Below are 24,797 nucleotides of genomic sequence, written 5' to 3' on the forward strand. Positions count from 1 at the left end.
GCGGGGTGGCCGCCCTGCGGCTATGCTCCGGGTTGGTGTGTCCAGCGCGTGTGCATTTGTTTTGACCGGAGCCGATGCGGTAGGTACGCTCTGACCTTGTGCCTGGGGTGTCCCTGGGCTCCCGTATGCGCTAAGAGCGCTGCCGGGGGGCCGAGGTGTCGACACCAACAATCTGCACTCTCCTGACATTCGCAGGGGGCTGCGGTGCGCGACACACCCGACCGCGTGGGTCGGAGAATCCCCAGGTTAGCTTTATCGAGATCGGCACACAGAAACCGGAGAAACGGTGCCTACGATCCAGCAGCTGGTCCGCAAGGGCCGCCAGGACAAGGTCGAGAAGAACAAGACTCCCGCACTGGCGGGGTCGCCGCAGCGTCGTGGCACGTGCACCCGCGTGTTCACCACGACGCCGAAGAAGCCGAACTCGGCGCTCCGCAAGGTCGCGCGTGTCCGGCTGAGCAGTGGGATCGAGGTCACCGCCTACGTCCCGGGTGAGGGGCACAACCTGCAGGAGCACTCCATCGTGCTCGTGCGCGGCGGTCGTGTGAAGGACCTGCCGGGTGTTCGTTACAAGATCATCCGCGGCTCCCTCGACACGCAGGGCGTCAAGAACCGCAAGCAGGCTCGCAGCCGCTACGGCGCCAAGAAGGAGAAGTAAGAATGCCTCGTAAGGGTCCCGCCCCGAAGCGCCCGGTCATCATCGACCCGGTTTACAACTCTCCTCTGGTGACCTCCCTCATCAACAAGGTCCTGCTGAACGGCAAGCGCTCCACCGCCGAGCGCATTGTCTACGGCGCCATGGAGGGCCTGCGTGAGAAGTCCGGCAACGACCCGGTCATCACGCTCAAGCGCGCGCTGGAGAACGTGAAGCCGACCCTCGAGGTCCGCTCCCGTCGTGTCGGTGGCGCCACCTACCAGGTGCCGGTCGAGGTTCGTCCCGGCCGGTCCTCCACCCTCGCGCTGCGCTGGCTCGTGGGCTACTCCCGCGCCCGTCGCGAGAAGACCATGACCGAGCGTCTGATGAACGAGCTGCTGGACGCCAGCAACGGTCTGGGCGCCTCCGTCAAGCGTCGCGAGGACACCCACAAGATGGCCGAGTCCAACAAGGCCTTCGCGCACTACCGCTGGTAGTCGCTACCCCATCGAAACCGAGAGAAGACTGAAGCCTTATGGCTACCACTTCACTTGACCTGGCCAAGGTCCGCAATATCGGGATCATGGCCCACATCGACGCGGGCAAGACGACGACCACCGAGCGGATCCTGTTCTACACCGGTGTGAGCTACAAGATCGGTGAGGTCCACGACGGCGCTGCCACGATGGACTGGATGGAGCAGGAGCAGGAGCGCGGCATCACGATCACGTCGGCCGCGACGACCTGTCACTGGCCGCTCGAGGACACCGATCACACGATCAACATCATTGACACTCCGGGGCACGTCGACTTCACCGTCGAGGTGGAGCGCTCGCTGCGCGTCCTCGACGGTGCCGTGACGGTGTTCGACGGTGTGGCCGGCGTGGAGCCGCAGTCCGAGACCGTGTGGCGTCAGGCGGACCGCTACGGCGTTCCGCGTATCTGCTTCGTCAACAAGCTCGACCGCACCGGTGCCGAGTTCCACCGCTGCGTCGACATGATCACGGACCGCCTGGGCGCGGTGCCGCTGGTCATGCAGCTGCCGATCGGCACCGAGGCCGACTTCAAGGGCGTCATCGACCTCGTCACCATGAAGGCGCTGGTCTGGAACCTCGAGGCGACCAAGGGCGAGATGTACGACACCGTCGACATCCCGGCCACGCACACCGAGGCCGCCGACGAGTGGCGCGGCAAGCTGCTGGAGACCGTCGCCGAGAACGACGAAGAGATGATGGAGCTGTACCTGGAGGGCGAGGAGCCCTCCGTGGAGCAGCTGTACGCGGCGATCCGCCGCATCACCATCGCCTCCGGCAAGGGCGGCGGCACCACCGTCACCCCCGTGTTCTGCGGCACCGCGTTCAAGAACAAGGGCGTTCAGCCCCTGCTCGACGCGGTCGTCCGGTACCTGCCGTCGCCGATCGACATCGAGGCGATCGAGGGCCACTCGGTCAAGGACCCCGACGAGGTCATCAAGCGTCGTCCGTCCGAGGACGAGCCGCTGTCGGTCCTGGCGTTCAAGATTGCGAGCGACCCGCACCTCGGGAAGCTCACCTTCATCCGGGTCTACTCGGGCCGCCTCGTGGCCGGCTCGCAGGTCCTGAACTCGGTGAAGGGCAAGAAGGAGCGCATCGGCAAGATCTACCGGATGCACGCGAACAAGCGTGAGGAGATCGAGTCGGTGGGTGCCGGTGACATCGTCGCCGTCATGGGTCTCAAGCAGACCACCACCGGTGAGACCCTCTGCGACGCGTCGAACCCGGTGATCCTCGAGTCCATGGACTTCCCGGCCCCGGTCATCGAGGTGGCCATCGAGCCGAAGTCCAAGGGCGACCAGGAGAAGCTGGCCGTCGCGATCCAGCGGCTTGCCGAGGAGGACCCGTCCTTCCGCGTCAAGACCGACGAGGAGACCGGCCAGACCATCATCTCCGGCATGGGTGAGCTCCACCTCGACGTGCTGGTCGACCGCATGAAGCGCGAGTTCAAGGTCGAGGCCAACGTCGGTAAGCCGCAGGTGGCCTACCGCGAGACGCTGCGCAAGGCGGTCGAGCGGTACGACTACACGCACAAGAAGCAGACTGGTGGTTCCGGCCAGTTCGCCAAGGTGCAGATCGCGCTGGAGCCGCTCGAGGGCGACGGCTACGAGTTCGAGAACAAGGTCACCGGTGGCCGCATTCCGCGGGAGTACATCCCGTCCGTGGACGCGGGCTGCCAGGAGGCCATGGAGTTCGGCGTGCTCGCCGGCTACCCGCTGACCGGCGTCAAGGTCGTGCTTCTCGACGGTGGCTACCACGAGGTCGACTCCTCCGAGATGGCCTTCAAGATCGCCGGTTCGATGGCCTTCAAGGAGGCCGCCCGCAAGGCCAGCCCGGCCCTGCTCGAGCCGATGATGAAGGTCGAGGTCACGACGCCCGAGGACTACATGGGCGACGTGATCGGCGACATCAACTCCCGCCGTGGTCAGATCCAGTCCATGGAGGACCGTAGCGGCGCCAAGCTGGTGATCGGTCTGGTCCCGCTGTCGGAGATGTTCGGCTACGTGGGCGACCTGCGCAGCAAGACCTCTGGCCGCGCCAGCTATTCCATGCAGTTCGACTCCTACGCCGAGGTTCCCCGGAACGTCGCCGAGGAGATCATCGCGAAGGCCAAGGGCGAGTAACGCGGGTTCATCCGCATTCCTCACCCTTTAGGCTGGAGCTAAAGGCATCGGGTGTTCCGTCATAGATCGTCCATCGCGGCGGTCCATGGCGGGCCCCGGCCGCCGGCCCCCATAACGAATACGGCGAAGGGCATCCCCCTCGGGGTCCTGGCCGGTTCGGTAAGACCACCTGAACCCGTCCGCAAGGCGCGGATGCGTTACAGAACCACTCCGTAGGAGGACCCCAGTGGCGAAGGCGAAGTTCGAGCGGACTAAGCCGCACGTCAACATCGGCACCATCGGTCACATCGACCACGGTAAGACCACTCTTACCGCGGCGATCACCAAGGTGCTGCACGACGCGTTCCCGGACCTGAACGAGGCCTCGGCCTTCGACATGATCGACAAGGCGCCGGAAGAGCGCCAGCGCGGTATTACGATCTCCATCGCGCACGTCGAGTACCAGACCGAGTCGCGTCACTACGCGCACGTTGACTGCCCCGGTCACGCGGACTACATCAAGAACATGATCACCGGTGCCGCGCAGATGGACGGCGCCATCCTCGTGGTCGCCGCCACCGACGGCCCGATGCCGCAGACCAAGGAGCACGTGCTCCTGGCCCGCCAGGTCGGCGTTCCGTACATCGTCGTCGCCCTGAACAAGGCCGACATGGTGGACGACGAGGAGATCCTGGAGCTCGTCGAGCTCGAGGTTCGCGAGCTGCTCTCCGAGTACGAGTTCCCGGGCGACGACGTCCCGGTCGTCAAGGTCTCGGCGCTCAAGGCGCTCGAGGGCGACGCCGAGTGGGGCAAGTCCGTCCTCGACCTGATGAAGGCCGTCGACGACTCCATCCCGAACCCGGAGCGCGACGTCGACAAGCCGTTCCTCATGCCGATCGAGGACGTCTTCACCATCACCGGCCGCGGCACGGTCGTCACCGGCCGTATCGAGCGTGGTGTGCTGAAGGTCAACGAGAACGTCGACATCATCGGCATCAAGAACGAGAAGACCTCGACCACCGTCACCGGTATCGAGATGTTCCGCAAGCTGCTCGACGAGGGCCAGGCCGGTGAGAACGTCGGTCTGCTGCTCCGCGGCATCAAGCGCGAGGACGTCGAGCGCGGCCAGGTCATCATCAAGCCGGGTTCGGTCACCCCGCACACCGAGTTCGAGGCCCAGGCGTACATCCTGTCCAAGGACGAGGGTGGCCGCCACACGCCGTTCTTCAACAACTACCGTCCGCAGTTCTACTTCCGTACCACGGACGTGACGGGCGTTGTGACCCTCCCCGAGGGCACCGAGATGGTCATGCCGGGCGACAACACCGAGATGTCCGTCCAGCTGATCCAGCCGGTCGCCATGGAGGAGGGCCTGAAGTTCGCCATCCGTGAGGGTGGCCGGACCGTCGGCGCCGGTCAGGTCACGAAGATCAACAAGTGATCTGACGCTCTTCGGAGCACGCTCCCCGGAGCACCGAGCCCCACTCGCCTTCACCGGCGGGTGGGGCTTTTCCGTATCTGGGTACCCGGCCATCCGCATCGAAGCTGAGTTCGACTTCGGGAGTACGGATGATGACCAACGGCAAGATCGCGGTCGCGATCACGGGAGGCTATCTCCTGGGGCGCACCAAGAAGGCGAAACTCGCCCTCGGGCTGGGCATGTTGCTCGCCGGGAAGAAGATCACCCTCGATCCGCAGCAGCTGGCCCGGGCGGTCGCCGACTCCCCGCTGCTGAGCGGGTTGAACGCGCAGGCGCGCAACGAGCTGAGCGGGGCCGCCAAGACGGCCGCGACCCGTGCCCTGTCCACCCGCATGAACGCCCTCGCCGACTCGCTGCACGACCGCACGCTGAGCCTGCGGGGCGAGTCGGACGACGAGCGCGACGCGCGCGACGAGGACGAGGAGCCGGAGGACGACGAGGCCGCCGACGAGGAGGGCGAACGCACACCGGCGCGGCGCAAGGCGCCGCAGGCCAAGACGGCCAAGACTCCGGCGGGCCGGGCGCGCAAGGCCTCGGCCTCGTCCTCCGCGCCCGCGAAGAAGACCGCGCAGAAGGCGGCCAAGAAGACGGCGAAGAAGACCGCGAAGACCGCCGGGGGCCGCAATGGCTGACACGTTGGGCAAGCTGAAGGACGACATCGTGCGCAGCCCGGCCGCGGACCGCCTCAAGGACGAGCTCCAGAGCTACGTCCAGGCCCGGGCGACCCATGCGCTCACCGGGCTCGGCACCGGTCTCGCCAAGGGCACCCAGGCGCTCGCCGAGGGCAAGCCACCGGGCCAGGCCGTGCTGAAGGCCGGGGCCTCCCAGCTGAAGGATTCGCTGAAGGACAAGGTCAAGGGCATGTTCGGCAAGGGACGCGGTAAGAGCGGCGGCGGCAAGTCCAAGAGCGTCACGGTGGTCGAGGACATCGACGTCGGGGTGCCGGTCCGCGAGGCGTACGACCAGTGGACCCAGTTCCAGGAGTTCAGCACCTTCGCCAAGGGCGTCGTCAGCGTCGAGAAGGCCGACGACACCAGCAGCAACTGGAAGGTGAAGGTCGCCAAGTCCACGCGCAGCTGGAAGGCCAACGTCACCGAGCAGGTGCCGGACGAGCGGATCAGCTGGACGACCGAGGGCGCCAAGGGCACCGTCAAGGGCGTCGTCACCTTTCACCCGCTGGGCGACAACCTGACCCGGGTGCTGCTGGTGCTGGAGTACTTCCCCAAGGGCCTGTTCGAGAAGACCGGCAACATCTGGCGCGCCCAGGGCCGCAGGGCGCGGCTCGACCTCAAGCTCTACCGCAAGTTCATCATGATGCGCGGCGAGGCCACGGACGGCTGGCGCGGCGAGATCCAGGACGGCGAGGTTGTGGTCGACCACGAGACGGCCGTGGCGGAGGAAGAAGAGCGCGACGACGAGGCCGGGGGAGAGGCCGATGGGCCGCGGGCCGAGCAGGACGACGAGGACGCGGCGGACGAGGACGAGCCCGAGGCCGAGGCTGAAGACGAAGCCGATCCCGAGGCCGAAGCCGAGGGCGACGAGGCGGAGTTCGCCGACGAGGCCGAGGACGAAGACGCCGACGTCGAGCCCGAGGAGGAGTACGAGGAGGAGCCCGACGAGGCCGAGGAGGAGGCCGAGCCCGAGCGCCCGCGGCGGCGCACGGCGGCGGCGCGCCGCTGAGCTGCTGCTTCGGCAACCGCCGGGGCGCCCCCGATCGAGACGACGGGGCGCCCCGGCGGCGGTGTTACGCCGTGGAGGTCGGGCGCGGGCGCCAGATCCACGGGGTGGCGTCCGGCGCGACGCCCACCACGCAGGCCCCCTGATCGGGGTCGGCCAGCAGGGCGGGGGTGCCCACCGGGGTGAGGTGGCCGGGGGAGCGCAGCGGGCGGTCGCCGGGGCCGGTGCCCCACTGGACCTGGACGTCGCCGTCGAGGCTGCGGCCGAGCAGGAGAAGGGTGGTGGCCTTGTCGTCCCCGCCGCCCTTGCCGTCGTTGCCGGCCTTGCCGGGCTCGGGCACGGTGTGCGCGGCGATGGCCCCGTACCCCTCGAAGTGGCTCACGGTGCGGCCTTCCGTGCCGCTGCCCGTCCCGTGGAGGGCGGGCACGGTGGCCGCGGGGGTGCGGTAGATCAGGGAGAGCGTGCCGTCGGGGGCGAGCGCGGCGCCGATCTGGTTGCCGCCGGGGCGGGGCAGTCCGGCGGCGGGCCGCAGGGTGACGGGGTCCCCGGGGCGCTCCTGGGACCAGTGGTGCACGGTGTCGCGGCCCGGGGCGACGACGTGGGCCCGGCCCTCGCCGTCGACCAGGGCGGTCAGCCCGTCCTGGATCTCCGCGCCGCCGAGCCGTTCCCATGGACCCCAGCGGCCGCCCGCATCCCGTACCCGGGTGGCGAGGCCCTTCTCGGCGGTCCGTAAGAAGAGGTGGACCTTCCCGTCCGGGGTGGCGACCGCGGTGGGGCAGCCGACGCGGCGGCCGAGTTCGGGGTTGGCCTCGGGGGTGCCGAGCCCGGTCCAGGCGCGGAACGGCCCGTCGGGGCGGCTCTGTTCCAGCGCCACGATCTCGCGCATATTGGCCCCGCCCTGGCCGTCCAGCGCCGCGAACCGCAGCGCGAGCAGCACCTGGCGTCCCTTGCTGTCGGTCACGGCGCTGAGGGCGGGCGCCAGCGGCCCGCCGCCGAGCCCGACGGCCGCCCCGAACCGCCCGCTGCCGCGGGCGGTTTCGCGCCACCGCACGGCCTGGGTGCCGAGGACGCCGTACGCGACGAGGCGGCCCTCGCGGTCGGTGGTGGGGGTGGGCAGCGCGCTGGGGTAGCGGTAGTGGGTGGAGCGTATCCAGCCCTTGCGGTTCTTGAGCGGCCGCACACCGCCCTGGCTGTAGTCGCCGCAGCCCGCGGAGTCACCGCACTTCCACGCCGGGGAGCCGCCGTACGCCTTGATGACGCGCGCCTTCTGGGCCAGCACGGCGGGCGGCAGATTGTGCGGCCAGCGCTGGTTGTAGTAGCCGCGGAAGGACGTGGTGGTGAAGCGCGGCGCCTGCTTGTCCCGCCGGGTGGACTCGGCGGCCCACTGCGCGATCGCCTTCCAGGTGAACAGCGCGACCGGGGTGTGGTCCCGGTGGTCCGAACAGCCGGGCTGGTCGTTGTCCTTGGGGTGCAGCAGGTCGTGCACCTGGAAGTCGGGGTCGGGGTCGAGGGTGTGGATGAGGGTGGGCCGGTAGCGGTCCATGATCTCGGCGAGCACGTCGACCAGGGTCTGGTGGACGTACGAGCTGGGGTGCTGCACCAGGGAGCCCTCGGCCAGCAGTGTGCGCATGACGGTGCCGGGGGTGTCCCACAGGTCGGGCATGCGGATGTGCCCCTCGGACAGCATGGCGATGTTGAGGAAGATCAGCCGTACCCTGCGGGTGCCGTTGGCGAGGACGTTCGTCTCCGCCTTGACGCCGCCGGGCAGGTTCAGCACCGACCGGTGCCACGGCGTGAACTGGTGCAGGCCCAGCATCTGCGCGTACGCCTGCCGCAGCCCCTGGTGGCGGGCGGCGGAGTACGCGGCCTTGTCCGGCGGCGGCAGCGGCCGTCCGGCCACCCGGTTGAGGCCCAGCGCCTCGCCCGCCGTGACGTACACGCTCACCACGGGGACCCCGGAGCGCAGGACGTGCTCGTTGTCGGGGTTCATGAAGTACAGGTCGTCATCGGGGTGGGCCATGACCTGGAGCAGGGTGGCGCGCTTGTCCCCGGCCGCCGAGGTGAACGGCTCGGCGGCCCCCGGGCTGCTGGTCGTCCGGGCGGGCGCGGCGGGGGCGGCGGAAGACCCGGGACGGCCGCTGCATCCGGCGGCGGCGGTGGCGGTGAGGGCCGCCACCGCGGCCAGTGCCTGCCTGCGTGTCGTGCGCGCGGGCAGAGTCCATCGACTGTTCAATTTGGCGACCCTGTCACTTGTGCAGCACGTAGTCTCCGGCTGCTTCCACGTGATAGGGGACGGTTGATGATCTTCGAAGGTTGTCCGATAGCCGGGGAGGCGTCGATCACACTTCGGACACGCGGGAGCGGGGCCGGTCAGGCCACCGAGGGGCCGCCGAGGTACCTCCCGGCCCTGGAGTAGGGCCAGGCGTTGGCGACGCAGCCCTTCAGCCCGTCTATCTGCTGCATCATCGCCGGGGCGGGCTTTCCGGGGCCGGGGCAGGTCTCGTGGCCGTGGCCGATGCGGTGGCCCACCTCGTGGTTGACGATCAGCGCGCGGTATTCGCGGATCGGGCCGTCGAACTCGGGGGAGCCGGTGTTCCAGCGCTTGAGGTTGACCATGACCTGCGTTCCGGCGGCGCAGTTGACCTCGCCCTTGGTCTTGAGCCCCGCCTGCCCGCAGATGTCGTCGACGGTGTCCGGGGTGGCGATCTTCACCTCGAAGTCGAAAGCGCCGCCGGACACCAGCTGGAAGGAGTGCTTCCGGTCCCTGGTCCAGCCGCGCTCGTCCGCGAGGACGGCGGATATCTCGGCCGCGGCCTCCTTCGGGTCGACGCCCGTGCCCTCCTCGACCTGGACCTTGAACCGCCGCACATCGCCGCCGTCGCCGATCACCTTGCCGGAGGATTTCGCGGTGACGAAGGTGCCGGTTCCGGCGGGGGACGCGGGCGCGGTGGGGGAGGGGCTCCCGGAGGGGGATGCGCTCCCGGAGGGGGCCGTGGGCGCGGTGGGGCGTGCGGGGCCCGCGTCGCGGGAGGACCGGGAGGGCGGAGCGGTCGGCGCGGCGGTGGGGGCGTAGTCGGCCGCCGGGGACCGGGTCGCCGCCGCGGAGTCCGCGGGGGCGGACCGTACGCCGCCGCCGTCGCCCGGTAACACGGCGTAGACGGCCAGCGCGGCTCCGGACGTCACCGCCGCGCCGATCAGCAGCGGCACCACCGGCGAGCGGCGCCGACGGCGGCGCCGGGAGGAACGGCGGTGCGAGGACCGGGCGGGCGGCGCGGCGGAACGCTCGGTGGACGGCTCGGTGGCGGTCATGCGGGGGGTGCTCCAGGGTGGTGAAGGAGGGAGTGAAAGGGGGTACGGCAGAGCGTCGGCCGCGGTTCAGGAGAAGCGGGCCGAGGAGAGCGCGCCCTTGACGTGCGCGATGAGGGTGGAGTCCGGGGAGGCGAGGCAGGCGTACGCGGCGACCGTGCTGTCGGGGTGGTCGGGCAGCGGCTGCCGCAGGCTGAGGAAGGCCGTTCCGCCCAGCTCCCGGCAGACCGGGGTCGGGGGCGACAGCCGCACGGACGGCTTCCGCTCCGGCCGGTCGTAGGACTCCCGGCGCCACAGCACCAGGGCGCTGTTCTCCGCCAGCCGGGTCACCGGCAGGCACAGCTCGGGGCCGTAGCGGGCTTCCTTGAGGGCGTCGCCGCAGGCGCGGCCGCCGGTGCCCGGGGGAACGACGGCCGACACCGTGCTCTCCGGCGTGGCGGGCGGCGTGCTCTCCGGCGTGCCGGTCGCCGCCGTGCTCGACGCCTCGTGCGCCGCCGGGCCCGCCAGGACGTACGTCTCGCTCGCCGGACCGTCCGTGCCGTCTGGGCCGTCCGTGCCGTTAACGCGTTGCGGCTTCTGCACCCGCCAGTCGTCGGGCACGGACACCCGCAGGTCCATCCCGCCCGCAACGTCCGGCAGCTTCAGCACCTTCCGCGGCGTCGCGGTCCGGTCCGGGGTGGGCGTGGTGGCCGGGGTGGTGCCGGGGGCCGCGGACCGGCCGTCGCGCAGACCGGTGGCGAGGGACACCGCCCCCGCGATCAGCGCGACCACCATCGGGGCGGCCACGACGGCGGTGCGCCGCCTGCGGGCCCGCACCACCCGGTGCCGTACCCGCTCCATGCGGTCCTCCGGCGCCGTCAGCGGAGGGGTGTCGGCCTTCGCGAGCCGCCGCAGCCCGGCCGCGGCGCGGGCCAGCTCCTCGGTGCCGTGTCCCCCGGGGTCGTTCTTCGTCGCCACGGTCCTCACCTCACTTCGGCGCGGCGCGGCCGCGGACCGGCTCCGGGGCGGGCACGAGACCGGCGTCGAGCCCGGGTAATCGGGTGCGCAGCGTGTTCAGGGCCTTCGACGCCTGGCTCTTGACCGTGCCGGTGGAGCAGCCCAGCACCGCCGCGGTCTGTTCCACGCTCAGGTCCTCCAGATAGCGCAGGACGACGACCTCGCGCTGGCGCCGGGGCAGCAGCCGCAGCAGCCCGATGATCGTCCGTCCCTGGTCGACCTCGCCGACCTGGGGAGACGCACCGGCCGGACCGCCCCGGGAGGACGGTTCCGGCACCTCGGAGTGCGGCACCTCGCGCCGCCAGTGCCGCCGCCACCAGGACGCGTGCAGATGGACCAGAGTGCGGCGCACGTACGCCTCGGGGTTCTCCTCCGCGATGCGTCCCCACTTCGGCCAGACCCGGGCCAGGGCGCTCTGGAGCAGGTCCTCGGCCAGATGCCGGTCCCCGGTCAGGAACCAGGCGGAACGCAGCAGCCGTGGCCCGCAGGCGGCGACGAACTCCTCGAACTCGGTCCAGTCGCCGCCCGCCATGCCGTCCTCGCGTGATTCGAAGCCGATCCTTCGTGTGATCCACGCACGCCGAACGCGATGGGGGCGGCCCCGGGTTGCCCTTTGTGGGTCACATCACAGGCGGGGAGGGGGGAGGCGGCCGGCGCCCTCAGTGGGCGATCAGTGCCACGAGAGTCCCGAGCCAGCAGAGCGCGACCAGCACCGGCAGCAGCACCATGATCAATCCGGTGGGCGACACCTTCAGATAGCCGGAGCGGGGGTCGGTGGCGCGGCGGTTCACTATCCGCTCCCCGCCGAGCCAGGCCATGTACTCCTCCAGCTCGATCACCGCTTCCTTGCGCGCCAGCAGGTACTGACGGCCGTAGCGCAGCATCAGGGAGAAGCCCATCGACACCCCGAAGCCGATCACCGAGATGATCCCCGCCAGGACCTTGCCCAGGGTGCCGCCCGCGCCCTCCTTGCCGAGGCTGAAGGCCATGGCGGCCGCGAGGCCCGCGGTGATGTAGAAGAGGTTGTTCAGCTTCTGCCAGTTCAGGTTGTCCTCGTGCTTGTAGAGGTCCACCGCGACCTCGTACTGCACGTGCAGGATCGCCTCGCGCGGTTTGCGCCAGACCCACACCACCCGGGGCAGCCCGTCCGGCGGGGTCAGCCGGGTCAGCTCCTGGAAGCCGAGCTTGTGGTGGAAGTGCGCGGACGCGTCATTGGGCGGGTCGTTGACCACCGCGGCGATCACGGGGCTTTTGTGCCACTGATCGAGCACGTGGTAGTAGAGCATCGAGGCGATCCCGGACCGCGCCGCCTCGCGGGACACGCAGATCTGCTTGATCACCAGGAAGGCGCCCAGCGTCGTCTTGATCCGGCGGTTCAGCCACTCGTCCGGCTCGACCTGGTCGGAGCTGTACGCCATCAGGAACGCCTGCACCTGCCCGCCCTTGACCGCCACGTAGAAGTGCTCGGCGGTCGCCAGCCGGGAGCGGTAGTCCGCCTCGGTGTACGCCGAGACCAGGAAGCCGCCGTCCGTCGATCCCCGGATGCCGCCCGGCCCGTTCAGGCTCCGTGACTCGGCGAGCCGGGCGATCTGCTCCACGTGCTCCTCGCCCGCCCGCAGGATCTCCACCCGTAACGGCTCGGCCATCCCGATCCCCCCTCGTCCCGGTGTGTCGAAAGTACCGTGCCCGCGGTCCGTCGCACCACAGGGCGATCGAGGGGGTTCGCCGATGTGGGTGTGGGGTACGCTCCAGGGCCGATTCGCGGAGGCTGGGCCTCGTATGGCAGACTGTCCGGGTTGCTCGGTTGAGTGCCGATGCTGCGCGCCTCCCGCCGGGAGGACTGGAAGCGAGTCCCGCAGTACTCGTCGTCCCTGATCAGGGGCGGAAGTACGGGAATCTTCCGGGAAGTGTCAGCGGGGCCCCAGCCAGGCGCCCGGTGGGTGACTCTCTCCCCCGACCAGCCCCCTTCACCAGGGATCTCTTCTGCGGAGATTTACGGGAAGGGTCGCGACACGCCCGACCGCGTGGGTCGGGAGTGCGGGTGGGAGGGCCGCGAACGCCACCGGGTCCCAGAGCGTTACGAGAGACAGGACTACGAAGTAGCCATGGCGGGACAGAAGATCCGCATCCGGCTCAAGGCCTACGACCACGAGGTCATCGACTCCTCGGCGAAGAAGATCGTCGAGACGGTGACCCGCACTGGTGCGTCGGTCGCGGGCCCGGTGCCGCTGCCCACAGAGAAGAACGTGTACTGCGTCATCAAGTCGCCGCACAAGTACAAGGACTCGCGCGAGCACTTCGAGATGCGTACGCACAAGCGCCTCATCGACATCCTCGACCCCACGCCGAAGACCGTCGACTCGCTCATGCGTCTCGACCTGCCGGCGGGCGTCGACATCGAGATCAAGCTCTGAGGTGACGCGCGAGATGGCTAAGCAGATCAAGGGCGTCCTGGGCGAGAAGCTCGGCATGACGCAGGTGTGGGACGAGAACAACCGTGTCGTCCCGGTCACCGTCGTCAAGGCCGGGCCCTGCGTCGTGACCCAGGTCCGTACCGATGACGCCGACGGCTACGACGCCGTCCAGATCGCCTTCGGCGAGATCGACCCGCGCAAGGTGAACAAGCCCCTCAAGGGCCACTTCGCCAAGGCGGACGTCACCCCGCGCCGCCACCTGGTGGAGCTGCGTACCGCCGACGCCGGTGAGTACACGCTCGGCCAGGAGGTCACCGCCGAGGTGTTCGAGTCCGGTGTGAAGGTCGACGTGACCGGCACCAGCAAGGGCAAGGGCACCGCCGGTGTCATGAAGCGCCACGGCTTCGGCGGCCTCGGCGCCGGCCACGGCACCCAGCGCAAGCACCGCTCGCCTGGCTCCATCGGTGGCTGCGCCACCCCGGGCCGCGTGTTCAAGGGCCTGCGCATGGCCGGCCGCATGGGCAACGAGCGGGTCACCACCCAGAACCTGACCGTCCACGCCGTTGACGCGGAGAAGGGTCTGCTCCTGATCAAGGGAGCGGTTCCTGGTCCGAACGGCGGCCTCGTCCTGGTCCGTACCGCGGCCAAGGGGGCCTGAGGTAACCGATGAGCACCATTGACATCCTTTCGCCGGCAGGCGACAAGGCCGGGACCGTCGAGCTCCCCACGGAGATCTTCGACGCGCAGGTCAGCGTTCCGCTGATCCACCAGGTCGTCGTCGCACAGCTGGCCGCTGCCCGTCAGGGCACGCACAAGACCAAGACCCGTGGCGAGGTCCGCGGCGGTGGCAAGAAGCCGTACCGCCAGAAGGGCACCGGTCGCGCCCGTCAGGGTTCGACCCGCGCGCCGCAGTTCGCCGGTGGTGGCGTCGTGCACGGTCCCGTGCCGCGTGACTACAGCCAGCGGACCCCGAAGAAGATGAAGGCCGCCGCGCTGCGCGGGGCCCTCTCGGACCGGGCGCGCCACAGCCGCGTTCACGTCGTGACCGGCGTGGTCGAGGGCGACATCTCCACCAAGGCCGCGAAGGCCCTGCTGGGCAAGATCAGCCAGCGCAAGCACGTGCTGCTGGTAGCCGAGCGGAGCGACGAGGCCGCGTGGCTGTCCGCCCGCAACCTGCCCCAGGTGCACATCCTGGAGCCGGGCCAGCTGAACACGTACGACGTGCTCGTCTCCGATGACGTGGTCTTCACCAAGGCCGCCTTCGAGTCCTTCGTGGCTGGTCCCAAGGCCGCTGAGAAGACCGAAGGGAGCGCCGCCTGATGAGTGAGGCGACCGCTGTCACCAGCAAGACCTTCACGGACCCCCGCGACGTTCTCGTCAAGCCGGTGGTCTCGGAGAAGAGCTACGCGCTGCTGGACGAGAACAAGTACACGTTCATCGTCGACCCGCGCGCGAACAAGACCCAGATCAAGCAGGCCGTCGAGGCGGTCTTCTCGGTCAAGGTCACCGGGGTCAACACGATCAACCGGCAGGGCAAGCGCAAGCGCACCCGCACCGGTTACGGCAAGCGCAAGGACACCAAGCGCGCCATCGTGACCCTTGCCGAGGGCGACCGTATCGACATCTTCGGCGGCCCGACCTCCTGACGGAGGCCGGAACGTCCAGAAGTCCGGAATATTCCGAGGACTGAGAAATGGGTATCCGCAAGTACAAGCCGACGACCCCGGGGCGTCGTGGCTCCAGCGTCGCCGACTTCGTCGAGATCACGCGGTCCACGCCGGAGAAGTCGCTGGTCCGCCCGCTGCACAGCAAGGGCGGTCGTAACAACGCCGGTCGCATCACGGTCCGCCACCAGGGTGGCGGTCACAAGCGTGCGTACCGCGTCATCGACTTCCGCCGTCATGACAAGGACGGCGTCCCGGCGAAGGTCGCGCACATCGAGTACGACCCGAACCGCACCGCGCGCATCGCGCTGCTCCACTACGTGGACGGCGAGAAGCGCTACATCCTCGCGCCGCGTGGCCTGAAGCAGGGCGACCGGATCGAGAACGGCCCCGGCGCCGACATCAAGCCCGGCAACAACCTGTCGCTGCGCAACATCCCCGTCGGTACCACGCTGCACGCCATCGAGCTGCGGCCCGGCGGCGGCGCGAAGTTCGCCCGCTCCGCGGGTGCCTCGGTGCAGCTGCTGGCGAAGGAGGGCTCCATGGCCCACCTTCGTATGCCGTCCGGTGAGATCCGCCTGGTCGACGTCCGCTGCCGCGCCACCGTCGGCGAGGTCGGCAACGCCGAGCAGTCGAACATCAACTGGGGCAAGGCCGGCCGCATGCGCTGGAAGGGCGTCCGCCCGACCGTTCGTGGTGTGGTCATGAACCCCGTCGACCACCCGCACGGTGGTGGTGAAGGCAAGACTTCCGGTGGTCGCCACCCGGTCTCGCCGTGGGGTCAGAAGGAGGGCCGTACGCGCTCGCCGAAGAAGGCCAGCAACAAGTACATCGTCCGCCGCCGCAAGACGAACAAGAAGCGCTAGGAGCGGGTTCAGATGCCGCGCAGTCTCAAGAAGGGGCCCTTCGTCGACGACCACCTGAGCAAGAAGGTGGACACGCAGAACGAAGCCGGCACCAAGAACGTCATCAAGACCTGGTCCCGCCGCTCGATGATCGTCCCGGCCATGCTCGGCCACACGATCGCGGTGCACGACGGCCGCAAGCACGTCCCGGTGTTCGTCACCGAGTCGATGGTCGGCCACAAGCTCGGCGAGTTCGCGCCGACCCGCACCTTCCGCGGCCACGAGAAGGACGACCGCAAGTCGCGTCGTCGCTGATCGGCGGAAGAGACTCATGACAGACACCGAAGGGACAACCATGGAAGCCAGGGCCCAGGCGCGGTACATCCGCGTCACGCCCATGAAGGCCCGCCGCGTGGTGGACCTCATCCGTGGCATGAACGCCACGGAGGCTCAGGCGGTCCTGCGTTTCGCCCCGCAGGCCGCGAGCGTGCCGGTCGGCAAGGTGCTGGACAGCGCCATCGCCAACGCCGCGCACAACTACGACCACACCGACGCCGACAGCCTCGTCATCTCCGAGGCCTATGTCGACGAGGGCCCGACCCTGAAGCGTTTCCGTCCGCGCGCCCAGGGCCGCGCCTACCGGATCCGCAAGCGGACCAGCCACATCACCGTGGTCGTCAGCAGCAAGGAAGGAACCCGGTAATGGGCCAGAAGGTTAACCCGCACGGGTTCCGGCTCGGCATCACCACCGACTTCAAGTCGCGGTGGTACGCCGACAAGCTGTACAAGGACTACGTCAAGGAAGACGTCGCCATCCGTCGGATGATGACGAAGGGCATGGAGCGCGCCGGTATCTCCAAGGTGGAGATCGAGCGCACCCGTGACCGCGTCCGCGTCGACATCCACACCGCCCGGCCGGGCATCGTCATCGGCCGCCGCGGCGCGGAGGCCGACCGTATCCGCGGCGAGCTGGAGAAGCTCACCGGCAAGCAGGTGCAGCTGAACATCCTCGAGGTCAAGAACCCCGAGGTGGACGCTCAGCTGGTGGCCCAGGCCGTCGCCGAGCAGCTGTCCTCCCGCGTCTCCTTCCGTCGTGCGATGCGCAAGTCGATGCAGAGCTCGATGAAGGCCGGTGCCAAGGGCATCAAGATCCAGTGTGGTGGCCGTCTCGGCGGCGCCGAGATGTCCCGCTCGGAGTTCTACCGCGAGGGCCGCGTGCCCCTGCACACGCTCCGCGCGAACGTCGACTACGGCTTCTTCGAGGCCAAGACCACCTTCGGCCGCATCGGCGTCAAGGTGTGGATCTACAAGGGCGACGTCAAGAACATCGCCGAGGTCCGCGCCGAGAACGCCGCCGCCCGCGCCGGCAACCGCCCGTCGCGCGGCAGCGACCGCCCGCAGCGCCGTGGTGGCGAGCGTGGCGGCCGTGGCCGTAAGCCGCAGCAGCAGAACGCCGCTGCCGAGGCCCCCAAGGCCGAGGCCGCTGCCGCTGCTCCGGCTGCTGAGGCCGCGTCTTCTACAAGCAGCGGAACGGAGGCCTGACCGACATGCTGATCCCTCGCAGGGTCAAGCACCGCAAGCAGCACCACCCCAAGCGGTCCGGCATGGCCAAGGGCGGCACGGAGCTGGCGTTCGGCGAGTACGGCATCCAGGCCGTCACCCCGGCGTACGTCACGAACCGTCAGATCGAGGCCGCTCGTATCGCGATGACCCGCCACATCAAGCGTGGCGGCAAGGTCTGGATCAACATCTACCCGGACCGTCCGCTGACGAAGAAGCCCGCCGAGACCCGCATGGGTTCCGGTAAGGGTTCGCCGGAGTGGTGGGTCGCGAACGTCAAGCCCGGTCGGGTGATGTTCGAGCTGTCCTACCCGAACGAGAAGACTGCGCGTGAGGCGCTCACCCGCGCTGCTCACAAGCTCCCGATGAAGTGCCGGATCGTGCGGCGCGAGGCAGGTGAGTCGTGATGGCGGCCGGTACCAAGGCGTCCGAGCTGCGTGAGCTGAACAACGAGGACCTCGTTGGCAAGCTGCGTGAGGCCAAGGAAGAGCTGTTCAACCTCCGTTTCCAGGCGGCGACCGGACAGCTCGAGAACCACGGCCGGCTGAAGGCCGTCCGCAAGGACATCGCCCGGATCTACACCCTGATGCGGGAGCGCGAGCTCGGCATCGAGACGGTGGAGAGCGCCTGATGAGCGAGACGAATGTGACTGAGAACGCAACGCAGAGCCGCGGCTTCCGCAAGACCCGTGAGGGTCTGGTCGTCAGCGACAAGATGGACAAGACCGTCGTCGTCGCCGTCGAGGACCGCGTCAAGCACGCGCTGTACGGCAAGGTCATCCGCCGTACCAACAAGCTCAAGGCGCACGACGAGCAGAACGCCGCGGGTGTGGGCGACCGTGTCCTCCTGATGGAGACCCGGCCGCTGTCCGCGACCAAGCGCTGGCGCGTCGTCGAGATCCTCGAGAAGGCCAAGTAATTCCTGCGGACAGCAGTCCGCAGGACAGTTCCGCCAGGCTTGGCAGGGGCTCGCAACCTAGGTTCCGAGCCCCTGCCGGGAACCGGCAGACGATCAGGAGATAGACGTGATCCAGCAGGAGTCGCGACTGCGCGTCGCCGACAACACGGGAGCGAAGGAGATCCTTTGCATCCGTGTTCTCGGTGGCTCCGGTCGCCGCTACGCGGGCATTGGTGACGTCATCGTCGCCACCGTGAAGGACGCGATCCCCGGTGGCAACGTGAAGAAGGGTGACGTCATCAAGGCGGTCATCGTGCGCACCGTGAAGGAGCGCCGCCGCCCGGACGGTTCGTACATCCGCTTCGACGAGAACGCGGCCGTCATCCTCAAGAACGATGGCGACCCCCGCGGCACCCGTATCTTCGGCCCGGTGGGCCGTGAGCTGCGCGAGAAGAAGTTCATGAAGATCATCTCGCTCGCGCCGGAGGTGCTGTAACCGATGAAGATCAAGAAGGGCGACCTGGTCCAGGTCATCACCGGTAAGGACAAGGGCAAGCAGGGCAAGGTCATCGCGGCCTTCCCCCGCGAGGACCGCGTCCTGGTCGAGGGTGTCAACCGGGTCAAGAAGCACACCAAGGCCGGACAGACCGCTCGTGGTTCGAAGACCGGCGGCATCGTGACGACCGAGGCCCCGATCCACGTGAGCAACGTTCAGCTCGTCGTGGAGAAGGACGGCAAGAAGGTCGTCACCCGCGTCGGGTTCCGCTTCGACGACGACGGCAGCAAGATCCGCGTTGCCAAGCGGACCGGTGAGGACATCTGATGACTGCCACCACCAGTGCACCGCGTCTCAAGACGCGCTACCGCGAAGAGATCCAGGGCAAGCTGCAGGAGCAGTTCTCGTACGGGAACGTCATGCAGATCCCGGGCCTCACCAAGGTCGTGGTCAACATGGGTGTGGGCGACGCCGCCCGCGACTCCAAGCTGATCGAGGGCGCCATCCGCGACCTCACCACGATCACCGGCCAGAAGCCGGCCGTCACCAAGGCCCGCAAGTCCATCGCGCAGTTCAAGCTGCGTGAGGGCCAGCCGATCGGCGCCCACGTCACCCTCCGCGGTGACCGCATGTGGGAGTTCCTGGACCGCCTGGTGTCGCTCGCGCTGCCGCGCATCCGCGACTTCCGCGGTCTGTCGCCGAAGCAGTTCGACGGCCGGGGCAACTACACCTTCGGTCTCACGGAGCAGGTCATGTTCCACGAGATCGACCAGGACAAGATCGACCGTGTCCGGGGTATGGACATCACCGTGGTGACCACGGCGACCAACGACGAAGAGGGCCGGGCCCTGCTGCGTCACCTCGGCTTCCCGTTCAAGGAGGCGTGAGCCGTGGCGAAGAAGGCTCTCATTGCGAAGGCCGCCCGCAAGCCGAAGTTCGGCGTGCGCGGCTACACCCGCTGCCAGCGCTGCGGCCGTCCGCACTCCGTGTACCGCAAGTTCGGCCTGTGCCGCGTGTGCCTTCGTGAGATGGCTCACCGTGGCGAGCTGCCGGGCGTGACCAAGAGCTCCTGGTAACCAGCCCTCCCGTCTCCCACCACCGCCCTCAAAGGGCGCCCTGGCGGGCGAAAGATGGAATTCAGGGCTGGTAACCGGGCTCTCGGTAAGCAATGGATGGCGAGGCCCGCCCGCTCACTCCCGTAGAGTGGAAGGGTTGGGCGCTCGCCGCCCAGAATTCTTACTACGCCGTAGGTCCCCGTGCCGCACCCGTGCCCACCGTGAGTTGGGTGAGAGGGATGGCGCATACAGGAAACCCCGGCGAGAGAGGCCGAAGGCCATCATGACCATGACCGATCCGATCGCAGACATGCTGACGCGTCTGCGAAACGCGAACTCGGCGTACCACGACTCCGTCGTGATGCCCCACAGCAAGATCAAGTCGCACATCGCGGAGATCCTCCAGCAGGAGGGCTACATCACCGGCTGGAAGGTCGAGGACGCCGAGGTCGGCAAGAACCTCACCCTCGAGCTGAAGTTCGGCCCGAACCGTGAGCGCTCGATCGCCGGCATCAAGCGGATTTCGAAGCCGGGCCTGCGGGTCTACGCAAAGTCCACCAACCTGCCGAAGGTGCTCGGCGGCCTGGGCGTGGCGATCATCTCCACGTCGTACGGGCTCCTCACCGACAAGCAGGCCGGCAAGAAGGGCGTGGGTGGGGAAGTCCTCGCCTACGTCTGGTAACAGGGAACGGAGGAAGCAACATGTCGCGTATTGGCAAGCTGCCCATCCAGGTTCCCGCTGGTGTGGACGTCACCATCGATGGCCGCACGGTCGCCGTGAAGGGCCCCAAGGGCTCTCTCTCGCACACCGTCGCCGCGCCGATCGATGTCGCCAAGGGTGAGGACAACACGCTCGTTGTCACCCGCCCGAACGACGAGCGTCAGAACAAGGCCCTCCACGGCCTGTCCCGCACGCTGGTGGCGAACATGATCACCGGCGTGACCCAGGGATACAGCAAGGCGCTCGAGATCAGCGGTGTCGGTTACCGCGTCCTGGCGAAGGGCTCCAACCTGGAGTTCTCGCTGGGCTACAGCCACCCGATCCTGGTGGAGGCCCCCGAGGGCATCTCCTTCAAGGTGGAATCCCCGACCAAGCTGAGCGTCGAGGGCATCGACAAGCAGAAGGTCGGCGAGGTCGCCGCGAACATCCGCAAGCTGCGCCGCCCGGACCCGTACAAGGCCAAGGGCGTCAAGTACGCGGGCGAGGTCATCCGCCGCAAGGTCGGAAAGGCTGGTAAGTAAGCCATGACATACGGTGTGAAGATCGCTAAGGGCGACGCGCGCAAGGCCGCGGCCGTCAAGCGCCGTCACATCCGCGTCCGCAAGCGGGTCTCCGGTACGCCGGAGCGCCCCCGCCTCGTCGTGACGCGGTCCAACCGTCACATGGTGGCCCAGGTCATCGACGACATCGCGGGCCACACGGTGGCCTCGGCGTCGACCCTGGACACCTCCATCCGTGGCGCCGAGGGTGACAAGAGCGCTCAGGCCAAGCAGGTCGGCGCCCTGGTCGCCGAGCGGGCGAAGGCCGCGGGCGTCGAGGCGGTCGTGTTCGACCGCGGCGGCAACAGGTACGCGGGGCGGATCGCCGCTCTGGCGGACGCTGCCCGTGAGGCCGGGCTGCAGTTCTAGGCCCCGGTTCCAACGCAAAGCGGAAACGAGAGAGGTAAATCCAATGGCTGGACCCCAGCGCCGCGGTGGCGGCGCCGGTGGCGGCGAGCGGCGGGACCGGAAGGACCGGCGGGACGGCGGCGCAGCTGCCGAGAAGACCGCTTACGTCGAGCGTGTTGTCGCGATCAACCGCGTCGCCAAGGTTGTGAAGGGTGGTCGTCGCTTCAGCTTCACCGCGCTGGTCGTGGTGGGCGACGGTGACGGCACCGTGGGTGTCGGTTACGGCAAGGCCAAGGAGGTGCCGGCCGCGATCGCCAAGGGCGTGGAGGAGGCCAAGAAGCACTTCTTCAAGGTCCCCCGGATCGCCGGCACCATCCCGCACCCGATCCAGGGTGAGGAGGCCGCGGGTGTCGTCCTGCTCAAGCCGGCGTCCCCCGGTACCGGTGTGATCGCCGGTGGCCCGGTGCGCGCCGTGCTGGAGTGCGCGGGCATCCACGACGTGCTGAGCAAGTCGCTCGGCTCGTCGAACCCGATCAACATCGTGCACGCCACGGTGGCCGCTCTGCGGGGCCTTCAGCGCCCCGAGGAGATCGCCGCCCGTCGTGGTCTGCCGCTCGAGGACGTCGCCCCCGCCGCTCTGCTGCGGGCGCGTGCCGGGGTGGGTGTGTGAGCATGGCCCGCCTGAAGATCACGCAGACGAAGTCGTACATCGGCAGCAAGCAGAACCACCGCGACACCCTGCGTTCGCTCGGGCTGAAGAAGCTCGGCGACGTGGTTGTCAAGGAGGACCGCCCCGAGTTCCGCGGCATGGCGACCACCGTGCGGCACCTCGTGACGGTCGAGGAGGTCGACTGACATGGCGGAGAACAACCCGCTGAAGGTCCACAACCTCCGGCCCGCCCCGGGCGCCAAGACCGCCAAGACCCGTGTCGGTCGTGGTGAGGCGTCCAAGGGTAAGACCGCTGGTCGTGGTACCAAGGGCACCAAGGCCCGTTACCAGGTTCCGGAGCGCTTCGAGGGTGGGCAGATGCCCCTCCACATGCGGCTCCCGAAGCTGAAGGGCTTCAAGAACCCCTTCCGCACCGAGTACCAGGTCGTGAACCTGGACAAGCTGGCCGCGCTCTACCCGCAGGGTGGCGAGGTCACGGTGGCCGACCTGGTCGCCAAGGGTGCGGTGCGCAAGAACCAGCTCGTCAAGGTGCTGGGCTCCGGTGAGGTCTCCGTGGCGCTCCAGGTGACGGTCGACGCCGTCTCCGGTTCCGCCAAGGAGAAGATCACCGCCGCCGGCGGCACTGTCACCGAGCTCGTCTGAGCAACGTGCGAAACTGGCCGGGGATGCCCCAGATACGGGGCATCCCCGGTTGGTCGTTCCTAGGGGAGCCAGGACGCCGGTAAGGTGGCAGGCGCTGTTACCTTCCGTGCGGTACGTCTCCGTACGGGTCCTGGCTGATAAGTATTCGTCGATCCTCAAGACCGTCACCTCTCGCGCAACGAACCGCGGGGGGCGCAGGAGGCACCGTGCTCACCGCGTTCGCCCGGGCGTTCAAGACGCCCGACCTGCGCAAGAAGCTGCTGTTCACGCTGGGCATCATCGTGCTGTTCCGGCTCGGGCAACACGTCCCGATCCCGGGCATCGACTATAAGAACGTCCAGACGTGCATGGACTTGGCCAAGGGTCAGCAGGGGCTGTTCGGCCTGGTCAACATGTTCAGTGGTGGCGCACTGCTCCAGATCACCATCTTCGCGCTCGGGATCATGCCGTACATCACGGCGAGCATCATCCTTCAGCTGCTGACCGTGGTGATCCCGCGTCTCGAGGCCCTCAAGAAGGAGGGCCAGACCGGGCAGGCGAAGATCACGCAGTACACCCGATACCTGACCGTCGCGCTGGCGATTCTCCAGGGCACGGGCCTGGTCGCCACCGCGCGCAGCGGTTCGCTGTTCCAGAGCTGCCCGGTCGGCAGTCAGATCGTCCGGGACGATTCGATCTTCACCACCGCCGTGATGGTCATCACGATGACCGCCGGCACCGCGCTGATCATGTGGCTCGGTGAGCTCGTCACCGACCGCGGCATCGGCAACGGCATGTCGATCCTGATGTTCGTCTCGATCGCCGCCGGTTTCCCCAGCGCCATGTGGAGCATCAAGCAGCAGGGCAAGATCATGGACGGCTGGCTGGAGTTCGGCCTGGTGATCGTCTGCGGTCTGGCCATGGTCGGCCTGGTGGTCTTCGTCGAGCAGGCGCAGCGCCGCATCCCGGTGCAGTACGCCAAGCGGATGATCGGCCGTCGCAGCTACGGCGGTACGTCCACCTACATCCCGATGAAGGTGAACCAGGCGGGTGTGATCCCCGTGATCTTCGCCTCGTCCCTGCTCTACATTCCCGCGCTGATCGTCCAGTTCAGCCAGTCCAAGGCGGGCTGGGCGAACTGGATCTCGCAGAACCTGGTCAAGGGCGACCACCCGATCTACATCACCGCGTACTTCCTGCTGATCGTCTTCTTCGCGTTCTTCTACGTCGCCATCAGCTTCAACCCCGAAGAAGTTGCCGACAACATGAAGAAGTATGGTGGGTTCATCCCGGGTATTCGGGCTGGTCGTCCCACTGCTGAGTATCTGAGCTACGTGCTGAACCGCATCACGTGGCCCGGTGCGCTCTATCTGGGTCTGATCGCCCTGGTGCCCACGGTGGCGCTCGTGACGCTCAACGCGAATCAGAACTTCCCGTTCGGCGGCACGAGCATCCTCATCATCGTGGGTGTCGGCCTGGAGACCGTGAAGCAGATCGAGAGCCAGCTTCAGCAGCGACACTACGAAGGGTTCCTCCGCTGATGCGAATCGTCCTCGTCGGGCCTCCTGGAGCCGGCAAGGGTACGCAGGCCGCGTACCTGGCCGAGAACCTGTCGATCCCGCACATCTCCACGGGCGACCTCTTCCGCGCGAACATCAGCCAGGGCACACCGCTCGGCAAGCAGGCGCAGGAGTACATGAGGGCCGGGCAACTGGTACCGGACGAGGTCACGGTCGGCATGGCCGAGGACCGGATGCGCCAGCCGGACGCCGCGGGCGGCTTCCTGCTCGACGGCTTCCCGCGCAACCTGGCCCAGGCCGAGGCGCTGGACGCCTTCCTGCGGGCCAACGACCTGTCGCTGGACGCGGTGCTGGACCTGGAGGTCCCGGAGGACGAGGTGGTCAAGCGCATCGCCGGCCGCCGCACCTGCCGCAACGACAGCGCGCACACCTTCCACGTCGAGTACAAGAAGCCCGAGACCGAGGGCGTGTGCGACGTGTGCGGCGGCGAGCTGTACCAGCGCGAGGACGACAGCGAGGAAACCGTCCGCAAGCGCCTCGAGGTCTACCACCGCGAGACCGAGCCGATCATCGACTACTACAAGGCCAAGGGCCAGGTCGTGACGATCCCGGCGCTCGGCAAGGTGTCCGAGGTGACACAGCGCGCGATGGGGGCTCTGGCCGCCAAGGCGGCCTGAGAGCCGCGAGGACCGGAATACCGGCCGTGGTGCCCCTCCGGG

34 protein-coding genes are annotated in these 24,797 nt (G+C 68.4%); 29 read left to right on the forward strand and 5 right to left on the reverse strand.

The features are described from left to right. Positions 1 to 286 precede the first annotated feature (286 nt). The 6 genes from rpsL to LCH29_RS00245 all read left to right on the forward strand — a co-directional run bounded on the left by rpsL (position 287) and on the right by LCH29_RS00245 (position 6,429). The gene (gene rpsL / locus LCH29_RS00220) at positions 287 to 658 is read left to right on the forward strand and encodes a 30S ribosomal protein S12 (RefSeq protein ID WP_014054153.1); all 372 of its coding nucleotides are present in this window, start codon (positions 287 to 289) and stop codon (positions 656 to 658) included. A 2-nt stretch (positions 659 to 660) separates the two neighbouring features. Further along, on the forward strand, positions 661 to 1,131 hold the full coding sequence (gene rpsG / locus LCH29_RS00225) for a 30S ribosomal protein S7 (protein ID WP_014178748.1): 471 nt from the start codon (positions 661 to 663) through the stop codon (positions 1,129 to 1,131). Positions 1,132 to 1,169: 38 nt separating this feature from the next. Next, positions 1,170 to 3,290, forward strand: a complete 2,121-nt coding sequence (gene fusA, locus LCH29_RS00230; RefSeq protein WP_446459620.1) for an elongation factor G — start codon at positions 1,170 to 1,172, stop codon at positions 3,288 to 3,290. Positions 3,291 to 3,516: 226 nt separating this feature from the next. Beyond that, positions 3,517 to 4,710 carry an elongation factor Tu gene (gene tuf, locus LCH29_RS00235; protein ID WP_123107880.1) on the forward strand — a complete coding sequence of 398 codons (1,194 nt, stop codon included), beginning with the start codon at positions 3,517 to 3,519 and terminating at the stop codon, positions 4,708 to 4,710. Between the two features lie 128 nt (positions 4,711 to 4,838). Continuing rightward, the gene (locus LCH29_RS00240) at positions 4,839 to 5,381 is read left to right on the forward strand and encodes a hypothetical protein (protein WP_446459621.1); all 543 of its coding nucleotides are present in this window, start codon (positions 4,839 to 4,841) and stop codon (positions 5,379 to 5,381) included. Next, entirely contained in the window at positions 5,374 to 6,429 is a 1,056-nt protein-coding gene (locus LCH29_RS00245) for an SRPBCC family protein (protein WP_446459622.1), read from the forward strand. The genes LCH29_RS00240 and LCH29_RS00245 overlap by 8 nt, the downstream gene beginning before the upstream one ends. Before the next feature lie 64 nt (positions 6,430 to 6,493). Here LCH29_RS00245 and LCH29_RS00250 read toward each other — a convergent pair whose 3' ends face one another. The 5 genes from LCH29_RS00250 to LCH29_RS00270 all read right to left on the reverse strand — a co-directional run bounded on the left by LCH29_RS00250 (position 6,494) and on the right by LCH29_RS00270 (position 12,374). Then, entirely contained in the window at positions 6,494 to 8,659 is a 2,166-nt protein-coding gene (locus LCH29_RS00250) for a PIG-L family deacetylase (RefSeq protein ID WP_446459623.1), read from the reverse strand. A 137-nt stretch (positions 8,660 to 8,796) separates the two neighbouring features. Further along, positions 8,797 to 9,735: a DUF3152 domain-containing protein gene (locus tag LCH29_RS00255; protein WP_446459624.1), complete on the reverse strand. Its 939-nt coding sequence runs from the start codon at positions 9,733 to 9,735 to the stop codon at positions 8,797 to 8,799. Between the two features lie 66 nt (positions 9,736 to 9,801). Then, positions 9,802 to 10,689 (reverse strand): hypothetical protein, encoded by an 888-nt coding sequence (locus tag LCH29_RS00260; RefSeq protein ID WP_446459625.1) that lies wholly within the window; start codon positions 10,687 to 10,689, stop codon positions 9,802 to 9,804. A 10-nt stretch (positions 10,690 to 10,699) separates the two neighbouring features. Further along, the gene (locus tag LCH29_RS00265; RefSeq protein WP_446459626.1) at positions 10,700 to 11,260 is read right to left on the reverse strand and encodes a SigE family RNA polymerase sigma factor; all 561 of its coding nucleotides are present in this window, start codon (positions 11,258 to 11,260) and stop codon (positions 10,700 to 10,702) included. A gap of 127 nt (positions 11,261 to 11,387) precedes the next feature. Continuing rightward, positions 11,388 to 12,374: a GNAT family N-acetyltransferase gene (locus LCH29_RS00270; protein WP_446459627.1), complete on the reverse strand. Its 987-nt coding sequence runs from the start codon at positions 12,372 to 12,374 to the stop codon at positions 11,388 to 11,390. Between the two features lie 459 nt (positions 12,375 to 12,833). Between LCH29_RS00270 and rpsJ the strand changes: the two genes are divergently transcribed. The 23 genes from rpsJ to LCH29_RS00385 all read left to right on the forward strand — a co-directional run bounded on the left by rpsJ (position 12,834) and on the right by LCH29_RS00385 (position 24,755). Beyond that, positions 12,834 to 13,142: a 30S ribosomal protein S10 gene (gene rpsJ / locus LCH29_RS00275; protein WP_003948644.1), complete on the forward strand. Its 309-nt coding sequence runs from the start codon at positions 12,834 to 12,836 to the stop codon at positions 13,140 to 13,142. Between the two features lie 13 nt (positions 13,143 to 13,155). After that, positions 13,156 to 13,800, forward strand: a complete 645-nt coding sequence (gene rplC, locus LCH29_RS00280; RefSeq protein WP_046086844.1) for a 50S ribosomal protein L3 — start codon at positions 13,156 to 13,158, stop codon at positions 13,798 to 13,800. 8 nt (positions 13,801 to 13,808) lie between these two features. Next, the gene (gene rplD, locus LCH29_RS00285) at positions 13,809 to 14,462 is read left to right on the forward strand and encodes a 50S ribosomal protein L4 (RefSeq protein WP_398325028.1); all 654 of its coding nucleotides are present in this window, start codon (positions 13,809 to 13,811) and stop codon (positions 14,460 to 14,462) included. After that, positions 14,462 to 14,788, forward strand: a complete 327-nt coding sequence (gene rplW, locus LCH29_RS00290; RefSeq protein ID WP_009715880.1) for a 50S ribosomal protein L23 — start codon at positions 14,462 to 14,464, stop codon at positions 14,786 to 14,788. Before rplD ends, rplW begins: the two co-directional genes overlap by 1 nt. 47 nt (positions 14,789 to 14,835) lie before the next feature. Further along, the gene (gene rplB, locus LCH29_RS00295; protein WP_009715879.1) at positions 14,836 to 15,672 is read left to right on the forward strand and encodes a 50S ribosomal protein L2; all 837 of its coding nucleotides are present in this window, start codon (positions 14,836 to 14,838) and stop codon (positions 15,670 to 15,672) included. A 12-nt stretch (positions 15,673 to 15,684) separates the two neighbouring features. Continuing rightward, entirely contained in the window at positions 15,685 to 15,966 is a 282-nt protein-coding gene (gene rpsS, locus LCH29_RS00300; RefSeq protein ID WP_030016988.1) for a 30S ribosomal protein S19, read from the forward strand. Positions 15,967 to 16,006: 40 nt separating this feature from the next. After that, complete coding sequence (gene rplV / locus LCH29_RS00305) at positions 16,007 to 16,354, forward strand: 50S ribosomal protein L22 (RefSeq protein ID WP_044571671.1); 348 nt, start codon at positions 16,007 to 16,009, stop codon at positions 16,352 to 16,354. Beyond that, positions 16,354 to 17,193 (forward strand): 30S ribosomal protein S3, encoded by an 840-nt coding sequence (gene rpsC, locus LCH29_RS00310; RefSeq protein ID WP_446459628.1) that lies wholly within the window; start codon positions 16,354 to 16,356, stop codon positions 17,191 to 17,193. Before rplV ends, rpsC begins: the two co-directional genes overlap by 1 nt. 5 nt (positions 17,194 to 17,198) lie before the next feature. After that, positions 17,199 to 17,618, forward strand: coding sequence for a 50S ribosomal protein L16 (gene rplP, locus LCH29_RS00315; RefSeq protein WP_009715875.1), 420 nt, complete (start codon positions 17,199 to 17,201; stop codon positions 17,616 to 17,618). Beyond that, positions 17,618 to 17,842, forward strand: a complete 225-nt coding sequence (gene rpmC / locus LCH29_RS00320; RefSeq protein ID WP_009715874.1) for a 50S ribosomal protein L29 — start codon at positions 17,618 to 17,620, stop codon at positions 17,840 to 17,842. The genes rplP and rpmC overlap by 1 nt, the downstream gene beginning before the upstream one ends. Next, the gene (gene rpsQ, locus LCH29_RS00325; protein ID WP_055556095.1) at positions 17,842 to 18,129 is read left to right on the forward strand and encodes a 30S ribosomal protein S17; all 288 of its coding nucleotides are present in this window, start codon (positions 17,842 to 17,844) and stop codon (positions 18,127 to 18,129) included. The genes rpmC and rpsQ overlap by 1 nt, the downstream gene beginning before the upstream one ends. 106 nt (positions 18,130 to 18,235) lie before the next feature. After that, positions 18,236 to 18,604, forward strand: a complete 369-nt coding sequence (gene rplN / locus LCH29_RS00330; protein ID WP_003992364.1) for a 50S ribosomal protein L14 — start codon at positions 18,236 to 18,238, stop codon at positions 18,602 to 18,604. A gap of 3 nt (positions 18,605 to 18,607) precedes the next feature. Then, positions 18,608 to 18,931, forward strand: coding sequence for a 50S ribosomal protein L24 (gene rplX, locus LCH29_RS00335; RefSeq protein ID WP_123108481.1), 324 nt, complete (start codon positions 18,608 to 18,610; stop codon positions 18,929 to 18,931). Then, complete coding sequence (gene rplE, locus LCH29_RS00340) at positions 18,931 to 19,491, forward strand: 50S ribosomal protein L5 (protein WP_123108480.1); 561 nt, start codon at positions 18,931 to 18,933, stop codon at positions 19,489 to 19,491. Before rplX ends, rplE begins: the two co-directional genes overlap by 1 nt. Positions 19,492 to 19,494: 3 nt before the next feature. Next, the gene (locus tag LCH29_RS00345; protein ID WP_003948630.1) at positions 19,495 to 19,680 is read left to right on the forward strand and encodes a type Z 30S ribosomal protein S14; all 186 of its coding nucleotides are present in this window, start codon (positions 19,495 to 19,497) and stop codon (positions 19,678 to 19,680) included. A gap of 262 nt (positions 19,681 to 19,942) precedes the next feature. Beyond that, complete coding sequence (gene rpsH / locus LCH29_RS00350; RefSeq protein WP_123108479.1) at positions 19,943 to 20,341, forward strand: 30S ribosomal protein S8; 399 nt, start codon at positions 19,943 to 19,945, stop codon at positions 20,339 to 20,341. Between the two features lie 20 nt (positions 20,342 to 20,361). Beyond that, the gene (gene rplF / locus LCH29_RS00355; RefSeq protein WP_009715869.1) at positions 20,362 to 20,901 is read left to right on the forward strand and encodes a 50S ribosomal protein L6; all 540 of its coding nucleotides are present in this window, start codon (positions 20,362 to 20,364) and stop codon (positions 20,899 to 20,901) included. A gap of 3 nt (positions 20,902 to 20,904) precedes the next feature. Further along, positions 20,905 to 21,288, forward strand: a complete 384-nt coding sequence (gene rplR, locus LCH29_RS00360) for a 50S ribosomal protein L18 (protein ID WP_009715868.1) — start codon at positions 20,905 to 20,907, stop codon at positions 21,286 to 21,288. 43 nt (positions 21,289 to 21,331) lie between these two features. After that, a complete protein-coding gene (gene rpsE, locus LCH29_RS00365; RefSeq protein WP_020869250.1) occupies positions 21,332 to 21,937 on the forward strand; it encodes a 30S ribosomal protein S5 in 606 nt (201 codons plus the stop codon). Positions 21,938 to 21,939: 2 nt separating this feature from the next. Beyond that, positions 21,940 to 22,122: a 50S ribosomal protein L30 gene (gene rpmD / locus LCH29_RS00370; RefSeq protein ID WP_009715866.1), complete on the forward strand. Its 183-nt coding sequence runs from the start codon at positions 21,940 to 21,942 to the stop codon at positions 22,120 to 22,122. 1 nt (position 22,123) lies between these two features. Then, the gene (gene rplO, locus LCH29_RS00375) at positions 22,124 to 22,579 is read left to right on the forward strand and encodes a 50S ribosomal protein L15 (protein ID WP_059148967.1); all 456 of its coding nucleotides are present in this window, start codon (positions 22,124 to 22,126) and stop codon (positions 22,577 to 22,579) included. Positions 22,580 to 22,785: 206 nt separating this feature from the next. Further along, entirely contained in the window at positions 22,786 to 24,099 is a 1,314-nt protein-coding gene (gene secY / locus LCH29_RS00380) for a preprotein translocase subunit SecY (RefSeq protein ID WP_446459629.1), read from the forward strand. Further along, positions 24,099 to 24,755: an adenylate kinase gene (locus LCH29_RS00385; protein ID WP_446459630.1), complete on the forward strand. Its 657-nt coding sequence runs from the start codon at positions 24,099 to 24,101 to the stop codon at positions 24,753 to 24,755. Before secY ends, LCH29_RS00385 begins: the two co-directional genes overlap by 1 nt. Positions 24,756 to 24,797 lie beyond the last annotated feature (42 nt).

It is taken from the genome of Streptomyces sp. BRA346 (assembly GCF_052851135.1).

Coding starts and splice junctions, on each gene's coding strand:
- rpsG (WP_014178748.1), top strand. CDS start 661: ATGCCTCGTAAGGGTCCCGCCCCGAAGCGCCCGGTCATCATCGACCCG.
- fusA (WP_446459620.1), top strand. CDS start 1,170: ATGGCTACCACTTCACTTGACCTGGCCAAGGTCCGCAATATCGGGATC.
- LCH29_RS00240 (WP_446459621.1), top strand. CDS start 4,839: ATGATGACCAACGGCAAGATCGCGGTCGCGATCACGGGAGGCTATCTC.
- LCH29_RS00245 (WP_446459622.1), top strand. CDS start 5,374: ATGGCTGACACGTTGGGCAAGCTGAAGGACGACATCGTGCGCAGCCCG.
- LCH29_RS00255 (WP_446459624.1), bottom strand. CDS start 9,735: ATGACCGCCACCGAGCCGTCCACCGAGCGTTCCGCCGCGCCGCCCGCC.
- LCH29_RS00265 (WP_446459626.1), bottom strand. CDS start 11,260: ATGGCGGGCGGCGACTGGACCGAGTTCGAGGAGTTCGTCGCCGCCTGC.
- LCH29_RS00270 (WP_446459627.1), bottom strand. CDS start 12,374: ATGGCCGAGCCGTTACGGGTGGAGATCCTGCGGGCGGGCGAGGAGCAC.
- rpsJ (WP_003948644.1), top strand. CDS start 12,834: ATGGCGGGACAGAAGATCCGCATCCGGCTCAAGGCCTACGACCACGAG.
- rplC (WP_046086844.1), top strand. CDS start 13,156: ATGGCTAAGCAGATCAAGGGCGTCCTGGGCGAGAAGCTCGGCATGACG.
- rplD (WP_398325028.1), top strand. CDS start 13,809: ATGAGCACCATTGACATCCTTTCGCCGGCAGGCGACAAGGCCGGGACC.
- rplW (WP_009715880.1), top strand. CDS start 14,462: ATGAGTGAGGCGACCGCTGTCACCAGCAAGACCTTCACGGACCCCCGC.
- rplB (WP_009715879.1), top strand. CDS start 14,836: ATGGGTATCCGCAAGTACAAGCCGACGACCCCGGGGCGTCGTGGCTCC.
- rpsS (WP_030016988.1), top strand. CDS start 15,685: ATGCCGCGCAGTCTCAAGAAGGGGCCCTTCGTCGACGACCACCTGAGC.
- rplV (WP_044571671.1), top strand. CDS start 16,007: ATGGAAGCCAGGGCCCAGGCGCGGTACATCCGCGTCACGCCCATGAAG.
- rpsC (WP_446459628.1), top strand. CDS start 16,354: ATGGGCCAGAAGGTTAACCCGCACGGGTTCCGGCTCGGCATCACCACC.
- rplP (WP_009715875.1), top strand. CDS start 17,199: ATGCTGATCCCTCGCAGGGTCAAGCACCGCAAGCAGCACCACCCCAAG.
- rpmC (WP_009715874.1), top strand. CDS start 17,618: ATGGCGGCCGGTACCAAGGCGTCCGAGCTGCGTGAGCTGAACAACGAG.
- rpsQ (WP_055556095.1), top strand. CDS start 17,842: ATGAGCGAGACGAATGTGACTGAGAACGCAACGCAGAGCCGCGGCTTC.
- rplX (WP_123108481.1), top strand. CDS start 18,608: ATGAAGATCAAGAAGGGCGACCTGGTCCAGGTCATCACCGGTAAGGAC.
- rplE (WP_123108480.1), top strand. CDS start 18,931: ATGACTGCCACCACCAGTGCACCGCGTCTCAAGACGCGCTACCGCGAA.
- rpsH (WP_123108479.1), top strand. CDS start 19,943: ATGACCATGACCGATCCGATCGCAGACATGCTGACGCGTCTGCGAAAC.
- rplF (WP_009715869.1), top strand. CDS start 20,362: ATGTCGCGTATTGGCAAGCTGCCCATCCAGGTTCCCGCTGGTGTGGAC.
- rplR (WP_009715868.1), top strand. CDS start 20,905: ATGACATACGGTGTGAAGATCGCTAAGGGCGACGCGCGCAAGGCCGCG.
- rpsE (WP_020869250.1), top strand. CDS start 21,332: ATGGCTGGACCCCAGCGCCGCGGTGGCGGCGCCGGTGGCGGCGAGCGG.
- rpmD (WP_009715866.1), top strand. CDS start 21,940: ATGGCCCGCCTGAAGATCACGCAGACGAAGTCGTACATCGGCAGCAAG.
- rplO (WP_059148967.1), top strand. CDS start 22,124: ATGGCGGAGAACAACCCGCTGAAGGTCCACAACCTCCGGCCCGCCCCG.
- LCH29_RS00385 (WP_446459630.1), top strand. CDS start 24,099: ATGCGAATCGTCCTCGTCGGGCCTCCTGGAGCCGGCAAGGGTACGCAG.